General features: G+C 63.1%; 12 protein-coding genes and 1 pseudogene. All 13 read left to right on the top strand.

Going from position 1 to position 12,386, the window contains the following annotated elements; all coding sequences use genetic code 11:
- Positions 1–98 precede the first annotated feature (98 nt).
- The 13 genes and pseudogenes from RCH91_RS20800 to RCH91_RS20740 all read left to right on the top strand — a co-directional run bounded on the left by RCH91_RS20800 (position 99) and on the right by RCH91_RS20740 (position 12,322).
- On the top strand, positions 99–566 hold the full coding sequence (locus RCH91_RS20800; RefSeq protein ID WP_306537304.1) for a cell division ATP-binding protein FtsE: 468 nt from the start codon (positions 99–101) through the stop codon (positions 564–566).
- A gap of 102 nt (positions 567–668) precedes the next feature.
- On the top strand, positions 669–1,118 hold the full coding sequence (locus RCH91_RS20795; protein WP_306537301.1) for a cytochrome C: 450 nt from the start codon (positions 669–671) through the stop codon (positions 1,116–1,118).
- A gap of 26 nt (positions 1,119–1,144) precedes the next feature.
- Positions 1,145–1,840 (top strand): DUF3793 family protein, encoded by a 696-nt coding sequence (locus RCH91_RS20790; protein WP_306537299.1) that lies wholly within the window; start codon positions 1,145–1,147, stop codon positions 1,838–1,840.
- Between the two features lie 12 nt (positions 1,841–1,852).
- The gene (locus RCH91_RS20785; RefSeq protein ID WP_306537296.1) at positions 1,853–2,158 is read left to right on the top strand and encodes a DUF2325 domain-containing protein; all 306 of its coding nucleotides are present in this window, start codon (positions 1,853–1,855) and stop codon (positions 2,156–2,158) included.
- Between the two features lie 20 nt (positions 2,159–2,178).
- Positions 2,179–3,522, top strand: coding sequence for an alginate export family protein (locus tag RCH91_RS20780; protein WP_306537294.1), 1,344 nt, complete (start codon positions 2,179–2,181; stop codon positions 3,520–3,522).
- A 131-nt stretch (positions 3,523–3,653) separates the two neighbouring features.
- Positions 3,654–3,914: a FeoA family protein gene (locus tag RCH91_RS20775; RefSeq protein WP_306537291.1), complete on the top strand. Its 261-nt coding sequence runs from the start codon at positions 3,654–3,656 to the stop codon at positions 3,912–3,914.
- Positions 3,914–4,141, top strand: coding sequence for a FeoA domain-containing protein (locus RCH91_RS20770; RefSeq protein ID WP_306537289.1), 228 nt, complete (start codon positions 3,914–3,916; stop codon positions 4,139–4,141). The genes RCH91_RS20775 and RCH91_RS20770 overlap by 1 nt, the downstream gene beginning before the upstream one ends.
- A complete protein-coding gene (gene feoB, locus RCH91_RS20765) occupies positions 4,138–6,375 on the top strand; it encodes a ferrous iron transport protein B (protein ID WP_306537287.1) in 2,238 nt (745 codons plus the stop codon). Before RCH91_RS20770 ends, feoB begins: the two co-directional genes overlap by 4 nt.
- 3 nt (positions 6,376–6,378) lie before the next feature.
- Positions 6,379–6,507 (top strand): FeoB-associated Cys-rich membrane protein, encoded by a 129-nt coding sequence (locus tag RCH91_RS20760; RefSeq protein ID WP_306537285.1) that lies wholly within the window; start codon positions 6,379–6,381, stop codon positions 6,505–6,507.
- A gap of 268 nt (positions 6,508–6,775) precedes the next feature.
- Positions 6,776–7,059: pseudogene (locus RCH91_RS20755) on the top strand (BrnT family toxin).
- On the top strand, positions 7,043–7,315 hold the full coding sequence (locus RCH91_RS20750) for a BrnA antitoxin family protein (RefSeq protein WP_306537282.1): 273 nt from the start codon (positions 7,043–7,045) through the stop codon (positions 7,313–7,315). Before RCH91_RS20755 ends, RCH91_RS20750 begins: the two are co-directional and overlap by 17 nt.
- Positions 7,316–8,030: 715 nt before the next feature.
- On the top strand, positions 8,031–8,603 hold the full coding sequence (locus RCH91_RS20745; RefSeq protein ID WP_306537281.1) for a bifunctional 2-polyprenyl-6-hydroxyphenol methylase/3-demethylubiquinol 3-O-methyltransferase UbiG: 573 nt from the start codon (positions 8,031–8,033) through the stop codon (positions 8,601–8,603).
- 122 nt (positions 8,604–8,725) lie between these two features.
- A complete protein-coding gene (locus RCH91_RS20740; RefSeq protein ID WP_306537279.1) occupies positions 8,726–12,322 on the top strand; it encodes a DUF748 domain-containing protein in 3,597 nt (1,198 codons plus the stop codon).
- Positions 12,323–12,386 lie beyond the last annotated feature (64 nt).

Raw genomic sequence — 12,386 nt, 5'->3', positions numbered from 1 at the left:
GCGCCGCCCAGGCAGCCCTGGCGCTGGCCCGAGGCCACGATTCCCGGGCAGCCCTGGCCTGCTTCGAAGCCAACCCCGCCCTGCACGCATAGAAACGTTTGTTCGACAGGACTCCCCTCCCCGGGAAGGAATTTCAAGACTTCCGACTGCTGCGCGAGAAGACCGCCTGGGAGAACGTGGCCTATGCGCTGGAGGTGACCGGGGCCCGGCGTCGCGAGATCCCCCGCAAGGTGGCACAGGTGCTCGAGCTGGTGGGCCTCTTGAGCAAGCGCAAACGAATGCCCGGCCAGCTCTCGGGAGGCGAGCAGCAGCGGGTGGCCATCGCCCGGGCCCTGGCCAACGATCCGGACATCCTCCTCATGGACGAGCCCACCGGCAACCTGGACTCGGAGGCCGAGGCCGAGGTGCTGGCGGCCATCCGCGCCCTCCACGGGGAGGGGAAGACAGTAGTCCTCGTGACCCACAATGCCGAGATTGCCCGCCAGGCGGAGCTGGTCATCGAGATCCGGGACGGGCGGGTGAGCCGCGTGACCCGCGCAGGGGGGGCTGAGCGGATCGCCGCCTGACTTCCCGCAGATAACAGAGCACCCCCTCAAAAAAACCTTGACGGGGTGTTTTATTATCTGTTAAATGAAAAGAGATTTCAAAATCGTTATCAAGGAGGCGTCATGAAAAAAGTCGCGTTGGCAGCACTCATCACTCTGGGGATAGCATCGGTTTCCTTCGCCGAGGACGTAACCTACACCAAGCAGATCAAGCCGGTCTTCGACAAGCACTGTGCCGGGTGCCACGGCCCCAGCGCCGCCCCCGAGTACCATGCCTTCAAGGCCGAGAAAGAGAAGTGGCTCGCCAAGGGGCAGGGGATGCGGATGGATACCTACAGCCACCTGATTTTCTACACCGCCTGGCCCGACACCGGCGCCCTCATGCGCCGCCTCGACGACGGGAAGAACGCCAAAGAGGGGAAGCCGGGGAACATGTACAAGCACCTGGGGGCCACCGAGGAGGAGCGCCAGAAGAACCTCGCCCTCTTCAAGGCATGGGTCGGCACCTGGAACCTCAAAAAGTGGCCCGAGGTCACCAAGGAAGAGCTGGACGGCGTTAAGGTGAAGTACTGAGCAGGGAAAAGGGGAGGGAGCGGCTGATGGCACAGGCAAATCCGGTTCGGCAGCAAGGGGGGAGTTGCCCTGCATGGCAGGATGTGGCGGGGCGTTTCGACGACCCCCGGGAGTGCCTGGCTTCGTTCCTGGCCCTGGAGACGGCGGAGGTCCTCGCCGGCGAGAAGACGGCGAATCTCCTCGGCATCGCCAACCGTCGCCGCCCCTGCGGCCGCAATCTCTACATCCTCTGGAAGGAGTGGTGCGCGGAGGTCCTGGCCGAGAGCGGTCTGGCGGTGCGGGAGCTGGCCGACCGGGGGGATTCGATCCTCCTCCTCATCTACCGTTCCGAGGCCCTTGGGGAGCTCGTGCGGCGCCCCAGCGCCTCCGCCATCCTGGGTCGGGCCGGGTACCGGGACGTGTCGGACCTGGACCGGGTGCTGGGCGAGCTTGCGGCCCGCACCACCGGTGAGGCGTTCCCCCACGAGATCGGGGTCTTTCTCGGCTATCCCCTCAAGGACGTGGCCGCCTTCATGGGGCTGGTACGGATTCCCTTTGCCTGCCAGGGGCCGTGGAAGATCTTTGGTGATCCCCGGGAGAGCCTCCGTCTTGCCGAAATCTTCCGCTGCTGCAGGGCCTGGATGGCGGAGCGCCTGGTCGGCTGCGCGTCGGCCCTGGAGTGCTTGGCCGCGGGGCGCACGCTTTTTTTGGCTCCATTCAGTGAAAGTGAATATCAAAATTAGAAGGGTTCTGTCATGAGCATTGCACTGATCGGCGGCATGGACCGTCTCGAACGACACTACCGGCAGGAGGCGGCCCGTTCCGGATTCGAGTTGCGGGTCTTCTCCCAGTCGGAGAACAACATCGCCGCCAAGCTGAAGCGCTTCGACGCCCTGGTCATCTTCACCAACAAGGTGTCCCACCGGGTGCGCAACGAGGCCATGGCCGCAGCGAAGCTGAACGGCATTCCGGTGTTCCAGTACCACTCCTGCGGCGTCTGCACCCTCCGTGACTGTCTGAACTGTCTCGCCTGCCCGGGTCAGGGCGCGGCGAGGCAGTAATTACAGGAATCGGAGGGAGGATGCAGAAGATGAGGAACATAGCAGGAGCCGCACTGGCGGTGCTGACAGTGGCGGGAACGGCCCTGGCTGCCCCGGAAGGCGATACGGCCGGTGTGCCGGCGGTTGCGGAGCAGGGCGGGGCGAGCGGGACGGCAGGTGGCGAGGTCGAGGATCCCCTCCAGTTCGGCCCCTTGAAGGTGGGGCTAGACGCCTTGGTGCGCGGAGAATCCACCAGAAATTTCAACTTCTCCGACTATACCTTCACGCCGGGCAACGGGGATGACCAACTCCTCGTCCGGGTCCGCCCCTCGCTGACCTATGCCCCCACCGAGTACTTGGCGGCCCGGGTGGAGGGGCAGTGGTACGCCACCTACAACGACGAGGACTTTAACACGATCCGCCTCTACCAGGGGTACCTGGAGGGGAGCCTCCCCACGAAGAAGGCGAGCATCCGGGCCGGCCGCCAGGAGCTGATCTACGGGAGCACCTTCATGCTTGGGGCCGACAGCTTCTTCGACGGCCTGAGCTACGACGCGGTAAAGCTGGGAGTGAAGCCCCTGGAGCCCCTTGCGGTTGACTTCTTCGCCGGCAAGTACACGAAGGACAACTCCGGCGGAATGACGGGCGAGCTCTATGGCGTCTACGGCACCTACGCCGCGGGGGATGACCTTTCCATGGACATCTATAGCCTCCTCGACACCGGCGGGGAAGGGCTCACCCACGACGGGAAGGATGAGCGGACCTGGTCGGTGGGGGCGCGCCTTGCGGGGAAGGTTGGGAAGCTGGTGGCCTTCGAGGTGGAGCCGGTCTTCCAGTTCGGCCGGCACATCGAAGACTCGTCCCACCACGACATCCGCGCCTACGGGGGGCACGTGGACCTGACCATCGACCCGGCCATCGGCCGCTATTCGGGGGTCGGATTCATCAGCTACGCCTTCGGTTCCGGCGACAGGGACGGGGCGAAGGGGACATTCAGCGAATTCCACAACCCCAACAACGACACCCCCCTTATCGGCGACATGAGCGTCATCGGCGACCTCTCCGGCGTGACCGCCATGGATTCCGGCGGCAACGAGGTGCACGCCAGCGGCCTCCATGCCATCACCCTGGGGGGCGGGGTGGATGTAACCAAAAAGGTCAACGTTTCCCTGGACGGCCACTATTTCCGGGCGGTCAAGGCCCCGGCCGGCATTAGCAAGGATATCGGCTTCGAAACCAACCTCATCCTCACGTACAAATTCACCGATCAGGTAAGCCTCATTGCCAGCGCCAACCGGTTCTTCACCGGGAGCTTTTTCAAGGACACCACCGGGAGCGGCAAGGATATCAACTATTGTTACCTGCAGCTGCAGGCGACGTTCTGAAGTGCATGAAGGTAGGGGCACTCTGAGATCAGCGGGTTACCAGGGAGGGCGAAGCAAAGAAGCTTGCTTCGCCCCTACCATCGGCTGGCAGGACAATCCCTGAATTTACGATGAAAATGAAAGGAGTTCCCATGATACCCCTCGGACTGCTGAGCCCCGGCGAGCTGGGTGAAATCGTTGAAGTGAGATCCCGCCAGGGGGGCTGTTCCGGTCCGTGCCATGACGGGCGGGGAAAGGGTGATGTCCGGGTGGAGGATATGGGGCTTCGCGTCGGCAACCGGGTAGAGATGCTGAACAACGGCGGCGGTCCGGTGCTGGTGAAGGTGGATGAGTCGCGGATCGCCGTGGACCGCGGCATGGCAATGAAAATAATGGTAAGGAGTCTCCAGTAATGAATCTGGCACAGCTTAAACCGGGCGAAAAGGGAACGATCACCGCCATCGGGGCCATTGGCCCCCTGAATCGGCGGCTCATGGATATGGGGGTTCTGGTGGGGGAAGAGGTGAAGGTGGTCAAGGTGGCCCCCCTGGGGGATCCCCTGGAGGTCTCCATCAAGAGTTACAATCTGTCGCTCCGCAAGAAGGAAGCGGAGGGGATCGCAGTGGAGGTGGCGCGATGAGCGTGCAGGCGAAAACCAGGAATGCTGCGGCGATGGAGGGCGGGGAGGACCGGCAGGGTGCCCTGCGCCCGGTGGAAAAGCGGGTGGTTACGGTGGCCGTGGCCGGCAACCCCAACGCGGGGAAGTCGACCCTCATCAACGCCATTGCCGGCACCCGTCTCCAGGTGGGGAACTGGGCCGGGGTCACCGTGGAGAAGAAGGAGGCCACCTTCGAGTTCCAGGGGCGGAAGATCCGTCTGGTGGACCTCCCCGGCACCTACTCCCTCTCCCCCTACACCCAGGAGGAGATCATCGCCCGGGACTACCTGGTCCACGAGCGCCCCGACCTGATCATCAACGTGGTGGACGCCACCAACCTGGAGCGAAACCTCTACCTGACCATCCAGCTCCTGGAGCTGGGGATTCCGGTGGTGATGGCCCTCAACATCTACGACGAGGCCGAGGCCAAGGGATACCGGATCGACGTGAAGGGGATCGAGCAGATGCTCGGCGTCACCGTGGTCCCTACCTCGGCCACGAAAAAGAGCGGCCTCGACGAGCTCCTGACGGGCGTCCTCGCCACGGCGGACGAGCCCACGGGCCACCGGCCGGGGCGGCTCAGCTACGGCGAAGACATCGAGACCGCGGCCGAGTTCGTGGAGAGCGTCATCGGCACAAGCCATCCCCAGCTTCTGGAAAAGTACCCGTCGCGCTGGCTGGTGCTGAAGCTCATGGAGGGGGATGGCCATGTGGCGAAGGAGGTGAACCTTGGCCCCGACGCCCTGTTCGACGAGGCGCTCCACCATTTGAGAAGAGCCCACGGCGAGGACATCGAGGCCCTCATGGCCGATGCCCGCTACGGTCTCGCCTCGGGCCTCACGCGCGAGGTGCTGAAAAAGCCCGAACTGCGCACGATGGAACTGACCGAGAAAATCGACCGTATCGTCCTGAACCGCTTCCTGGGAATTCCGATTTTTCTCGCCGCCATGTGGCTCGTGTTCAAGCTCACCTTCGACCTCTCCGCACCCTTTGCCGACTGGATTGACGGCATGGCCAACGGCCCCTTCAAGCGGTGGGCCGAGGCGATCCTCGGGGGGATCGGCGCGCCGGCCTGGACCGTCTCCCTGGTGAACGACGGCATCATCGCCGGTGTCGGCTTCGTGCTGGTGTTCGTGCCGGTCATCTTCGCCATGATGTTCTTCATCACCTTCCTGGAGGGGAGCGGCTACATGGCGCGGGCCGCCTTCGTCATGGACCGGGCCATGCACGCCATCGGTCTCCACGGCAAGTCGTTCATCCCGATGCTCTTGGGCTTCGGCTGCAACGTGCCGGGCATCTACGCCACCCGCACCCTGGAGAACCCCAGGGACAAGGCCCTGACGGCCCTGCTCCTGCCGCTCATGTCGTGCGGGGCCAGGCTCCCGGTCTATGTCCTCTTCGCCGGCACCTTCTTCGCAGCCAGCTCCGGCACGGTCATCTGGTCCCTCTACGTCATGGGGATCGTCCTGGCCATGGTCATGGGGCTCATCTTCAAGAAAACTCTATTCCGGGGCGAGGCCCCCATGTTCATCATGGAGCTTCCCCCCTACCGGATGCCCTCCTTCAGGAGCCTCTGCCTCCACACCTGGGAGAAGGGGAAGCACTTCCTGATCAAGGCCGGCACCTACATCCTGGCGGTCTCCATCTTTGTCTGGTTCCTCCTGAACCTCCCCTGGGGGGTGGAGAGCAAGAAGGACTCCTACCTGGGGCAGGCGGGCCAGGTGATGGCGCCGGCCCTGGCGCCACTGGGCTTCGGCACCTGGGAGGCGGCCTCGTCCCTCATCACCGGCGTCATTGCCAAGGAGATCGTCGTGGGGACCATGGGGGAGATCTACGCTCCAGGGAAGAAGGAAGAGGAGAAGGCCGAGGCGACCCCGACCCTGGGAGAAGACCTGAAGGAGATCGTCGTCTCCTTCGGCGCGGCGGCCAAGACCGCCGCCACTACCACCCTCGGCATAGGGGGCGAGGCCGAGGAGGAGGAAGACCAGTCGTCCCTCAAGGCGGCGGTGGGCCAAGCCTTCACCCCTCTCACGGCTTACGCCTTCATGTGCTTCGTCCTCCTCTATATGCCGTGCGTGGTGGTGGCCATCGCCATGCGCCAGGAGTTCGGCTCCTGGAAATGGTTCGGGGTCGCCTTCCTCTACCAGACGGCCCTGGCGTGGGGTGTGGCATTCATCGTCTACCAGGGGGGCACGCTCCTCGGACTGGGAGGGTAAATCATGGGAACCGCCGACATGATCATCGCGGCCGCCATCCTCGGGGTGGCGGCCTGGCTCCTCTACCGCTCGGTCTGGAAGAAGAAGGGACATTGCCACGGGTGCGAGGGGGGATGCTGCGATAAGAGGTAGGGAAATGCCGGCAGAATGAGGGGGCGAGCGAGAAATGGCAGAAGGTCGGACCGCCTCCGCGATTTGATCCTACAACGCGCCCGTCGATCCTCCCGTGGTTATACTCATTTATCGGCAATAGTGAGTATAACCAGCAAGCAGTATTTGCCTTGCCTTTAACTCTTCAGGGCCGGGGGACAGGTCTTGAAATGTAATGATTTCCAAGATTCCCCCTTGACTCGCCAATGGTTTATATGTACGGTTTTGTATGTACAAATGAGGTCATGGAATGCGCTTTATCTGGGATGATGTGAAAAACCGGACCAATAGGGTGAAGCACTGCGTCAGTTTCGAGATTGCCAGTCTTGTCTTTGCCGACCCGCTTCACATCAGCGTCCTTGATCGTATCGAGAACGGCGAGGAACGCTGGCAGACGCTGGGAATGGCCGGCGGCGTAGTGGTGCTTCTGGTGGCCCACACGTTCATGGAGGAGGGGGGGAAGAGGTTGTCCGAATCATCTCGGCCCGCAAGGCAACCCGGAAAGAGAGGCAACGATATGAAGAAGTCCACTGAAAAGCAGGCGAAAGAGTTGGCGGACCTTGCCGCGCTGCCCGATGACGAGATCGATACCTCCGACATACCGGAAATCAATGACTGGGAAAAGGCGGTGGTGGGACGCTTCTACCGTCCGATCAAGCAGGCGGTTACCATTCGTCTCGACGCGGATGTGCTCGACTGGCTCAAAAAGGGGGGGAAGGGGTACCAGACGAAGGTAAACAAGATCCTCCGGGCCGTCATGGAGCAACAGCGCAAGAAGACGGCGGCGTAGCGGCGTAGAATATCTCGCGGCGCCCTCCCGTAGTGCCAGAACTGGGGGTCATGCCAGAACTGGGGGTCAGGTCTTGCAGAACTGGGGGTCAGGTCTTGAAATGTCAGTTTTTGTCGCCATTGATCACCTTGCTGATTGTCGTGTAGTGAACGCCGAGGGCCTCTGATATCGCCTTCAGGAAGAGGCCGAGGGTCAAGTCTTGAAATATCACTTTTCTCTCCCCTGTGGGGCCTTCAGGGGACATCTTTTCAATTTTGGTTCTTCCGCAGAATTCGTGGGTAGATTATCCAGCCTCAGGGTCTGAAGCGCAACAACATTGAGGCGCTGAAAATAGAGCATCCCGTTCACACCTCTGGCATGATGGACGTCGACCAAGACAAACCCATCAAGCAAAGGAGAAACGGGATGCTGCTCAAGTTTATCCTGAATCGGAGAACTTCATGGGGTCAAGTCTTGAAATCTCACTTTTTACTCCCCGGTGGGGCCTTCTGACGGCGCTCAGCCCGGAGATGGCTGGTGATCGGAAAATGTGTAATTATATCGTTCTGTTGTGGAAATTTTAGAGCAGGTAAAGAATCTGTCAAGCGCACAGAGGAAAAATCTTGACAGGGCCCGCGGTCGCCGTTATTCCCTTGTTCTGTCACTACTTCCTGCTGGTTCGACCGGTTTCGACTCTGCAGGGAGGGATGGAATACGACTATAGCGGGTGAACGCCATGAACGACGACAGCACACGGTGGGATGAGCGGTACCGGGGCGAGGAATTCCTCCTGGGGACCGAGCCGTCCCGGTTCCTTTTCGAGCGGATCGAGGAGGTGAAACGCCTCTGCCCCGGCCGTCGCGCCCTGGACATCGCCTGCGGGGAGGGGCGGAACAGCATCTTCCTGGCCCGCCACGGCTTCAGCGTCACCGGCCTCGACATCTCCCCCGTGGGGCTCGCCAAGGCCCGCGACTGGGCCCGGAGGGAGGGGCTTGACTGCGACTTCCGCCCCGTGAACCTGGAAACCTACCGTATCGCTGAGACCTTCGACCTCATCATCAACTTCAACTTTCTCCTCCGGGACCTGATTCCCCAGGAGGTGGCGGCCCTCACGCCGGGGGGCATCATACTCTTCGACACCATCCTCGAATCCCCCACCGCACCGGTCCCCCACCGCAAGGACTTCCTCCTTCAGCCCGGGGAACTGGCGCGGCTCTTCGCGCCGTACCCCGGCACCATCCTCTTTTGCGGGGAGTACCCCGACAGCGCGACCCCCACTGCCAAGCTCATCTACCACCATAGCAAGTAACTCCCTGAAAGCATGAAGACAGGCCGCGTCAGCGGCTTTTTTCTTTGACACGGCGCCGGTTTATGGCACATTTAATGATGACTCGCCCCGTCCAGCAGAGGAAAGGGGGCTGGAGGGGGAGCATGAAAACCTGGCACAAAATCCTTGTTGGTTGCTGCATTTTTCTCCTGATTCTGGCGGTGTTCACTGCCTTCGTCCTGCCGGGCATCGTGAAGAGCCGCGCTATCCGGGCGGTGGAGGAGGCCACGGGGCGCAAGCTCGCCATCGGCGATGTGAGCATCAATCCTCTCACCTGGAATGCCGAGGTGCGCGGCGTGCGCCTCACGGAGCGGGACGGGACCACCACCTTCGCCTCTTTCTCCAGCGCCCGGGTAGCGGTGAGCCCCTCCTCCATCTTCCGGGGGGCGCCGGTCGTCTCCGAGGCCCGGCTCCGCTCCCCCTATGTTCACATCGTGCGGACCGGGGCCAACGCCTACAATTTCTCGGACCTCCTGGAAAAGAAGGGGCAGGAGAAACCCGAACCCGCCAAGGAGCGGCCCCGGTTCGCCGTCTCCAATATAACCGTCACCAACGGCGCCATCGACTTCATCGACCAGGGACTTGCCGCCGAGAAGCGGCACCGGGTGAGGGGCCTGGAGTTGGGGGTCCCCTTCGTGAGCACCATTCCCCACTATGCTGACAGCTACATCGCCCCCCGGTTCCGGGCGGTGGTGAACGGCTCCCCCCTGGCCCTGGACGGCAAGCTCCGCCCCTTCACCTCGGCCGCCGAGTATTCCCTCGACATCAACCTGAAGGAGCTGGACGTCCCCTACTATCTGGCCTACGTGCCGGCAAAGCTCCCGGTCCGGGTGGAGCGGGGGACGGCCGCCACAAAGCTCGCCCTGACCTACCGGACAGAAGCCAGCAGGAACCCCGAACTCGTCCTGAGCGGAGAGGTTTCCCTGGCCGGCCTGAAGACTGCCGGGCCAGACGGGGCACCCCTGGCCGCCCTTGACCGGCTCGGGGTGGTGGTCGGCAGGAGCGACCTTCTCGCCCCCGCGATCTCCCTCACCTCCGTCACCCTTGATGGCCCCGTGTTCCACCTGTCGCGGGACAAGCAGGGGGTGTGGAATGTGGTCCACCTTGCCCAGGGGGAGAAAGCAGGTCCTCCTCCGGCGAAGCCCCACGCTGAACCCAGGGATAAGGCAAAAGGGAAGCCGGTCATCGACGTGGGAGAGGTGGTGCTGCGCAACGGCACGGTGACGGTCGAGGATGCCCTGCCGCCGGGGGGCTTCAGGACCGAGGCCCGGGAGATCGCCGGCACCGTCCGGGGCTTCTCCTCCCGACCGGGGAAGAGGGCCGAGTATACCCTCTCCTTTGCCACGGGGCGGAATGAAACGGCGCGCATCACAGGGGGCTTCTCCCCGGACCCGATGGCTCTCACTGCCACGGCCGACCTGAAGGGGATTGTGCTGGAATCCTTTTATCCCTACCTGACCGGTGTGCTCAACGGTCCGGTCAGGGGGCGGGCCGATGTGGGCGGCGAGATCGCCTATGGCGACGGAGCCGTCAGCGCCGACAAGGTGGCGATTCGCTTCACGGGGCTTGCCGCGGATTTCGGCCCCAAGGAGGGGGTGCTCTTCAGGCGCGCCGCCCTGGAGGGGGGGCATTACAGCCAGAAGGAGAACCTCCTCGAATTCGAAACGATAGCCATCACCGGGGCAGACCTCCGCCTTTCCCGGCGGGAGGACGGATCGTTCTCGCCGCTGGCGCTGCTGAAGACGGAGCAGCCAGGCCGGAAGGCGCCCCCCCGGCCCAAGGGGGATTCGGGGCCTCCGTTCCGGTACCGGACCAAGAAGTTTGCCGTGAACGGCCTTGACGCCACCTTCACCGACCGGAAGATCGTCGGTAACCCCGCCTTCGAACTGACGCGGGGGGACCTCACCGTCCAGAACCTCGCCTGGCCCGAGCGCGAGGCCATGCCCTACCGCATCAGCGCTCGGTACGGACGGGGAGGAGCCATCGCCTCGTCAGGGACCCTCCGGCCGGCTCCCTTTTCCCTCAAGGGGGAGACGACCCTGCGGCGGATTCCCCTCATGGATTTCGACGCCTACCTTCCCGAGGGGTTGAACGTCATCCTGGCGGACGGCTCCCTCGACACCCGCCTCAACTACGCCCTGGCAACGCGGGGGGAGGGGGTCGGCGGCACCTTCGGCGGCTCCCTCGGGGTACGCTCCTTTCACTGCCTTGATTCCGACGCCGACGATCTCCTCACCTGGGACAGCCTCCAGATTGACAAGGTGTCGGGCCGTCTGGAGCCCTTCTCCCTGAAGATCGGCGAGGTCTCCGTCGCCAAACTCTTCTCGAAGATCGTCATCGACCGGGACGGGCGCCTCAATCTGCAGAAACTCTATACCCCGGAGGCGGGAGACGCGAAAGCCGAGAGCCAGAATGCGGGGGAACAGTCTCCGGCGAACAAGCCGGCTCAAGCGGTTCAGCCGTCGGTCCCGCAAGCGGCTCCTCCGGCGAAGCCCCAGCGCCAGATCACCATCGACGCCGTGACCATCCAGGAGGGAACCCTCGCCTTTTCCGACCGGCACATGAGCCGGGAGTACGACACCACCCTCTTCAACCTGGGCGGACGGATCAGCGGCCTCTCCTCCGAGGAGAGCAAGTTCGCCGAGGTGGACCTGCGGGGGAACCTGGAGAACCTCTCGCCGCTCCAGATCACCGGCAAGCTGAACCCCCTGCGCGACGACCTCTATGCCGACATCACGGTGCGCTTCGCCGACATCGACCTGACACCGCTCACCCCCTATTCGGGCACCTACGTGGGATACGGCATCGACCGGGGGAAGGTCTCCTTCGACCTGAAATACACCATCGAGAACAAGCAGCTCAACTCCGAGAACAAGGTCTTCATCGACCAGCTCACCTTCGGCGACAGGATCGAGAGCGACAAGGCCACCACCCTTCCGGTGAGGCTGGCGGTGGCGCTCCTCAAGGACCGCAAGGGGGAGATCCATCTGGATATCCCGGTCACCGGCCGCACCGACGACCCCCAGTTCAAGGTCTGGCGGGTGGTCTGGCAGATCATAAAGAACCTCCTCGTCAAGGCGGCCACCTCCCCCTTCTCCCTCCTCCAGTCGGCCTTCGGCGGCTCGGAGGACTTCAGCGTCATCCCCTTCGCCGCCGGTTCCGCCCATCTGGCAGAGGCGGAGAAGGCGAAGCTGGCAAAGATTGCCCAGGCCCTTAACGATCGCCCCTCACTCAAGGTGGACCTCAAGGGGTACGTGGATCGGGAACGGGACCCCGAGGGGTATCGCCTTGAACTTTTGAACCGGAAGATGAAGGTCGAGAAATTCCTGGTGCTGGTGAAGGAGAAGCGGAACCAGCCGGGGGATTCGGCGGAAACCATGACCATTGCCCCCGATGAGGCATCTCGCTACCTCAAGGCGGTCTACAAGAAGGAAAAATTCCCCAAGCCCCGCAACATCCTGGGGCTTGAGAAGGATATTCCCGACGCTGAGATGCGAAAACTCATCCTCGCCAACACCCAGGTGGGGGAAGGGGAGCTGAAGGCGCTGGCCGCCGAGCGGGTGGGGGCGGTGAAGGCTCTTCTGGCAGGCCCGGGCAAGGTGGACCCGGCCCGCCTCTTCCTCATGGCTGACGATATCCACAAGACCCCCGCCGAGAAAGGGTGGGCTGCACGGGTGGAATTCGGGGCGGCGGTGCAGTGAGTGCATTGGGCTGAAGTGCTGATGTTCTTCTCTGTTGTATGAATTCCCTCTCAAGGTTTTCGGT

The sequence above is a fragment of the Geobacter sp. genome, assembly GCF_030834625.1.
Classification (GTDB): Bacteria; Desulfobacterota; Desulfuromonadia; order Geobacterales; family Geobacteraceae; genus Geobacter.
Note: the sequence above shows the minus strand (reverse complement) of the source record. Positions and strands in the feature narration are given on the sequence as shown.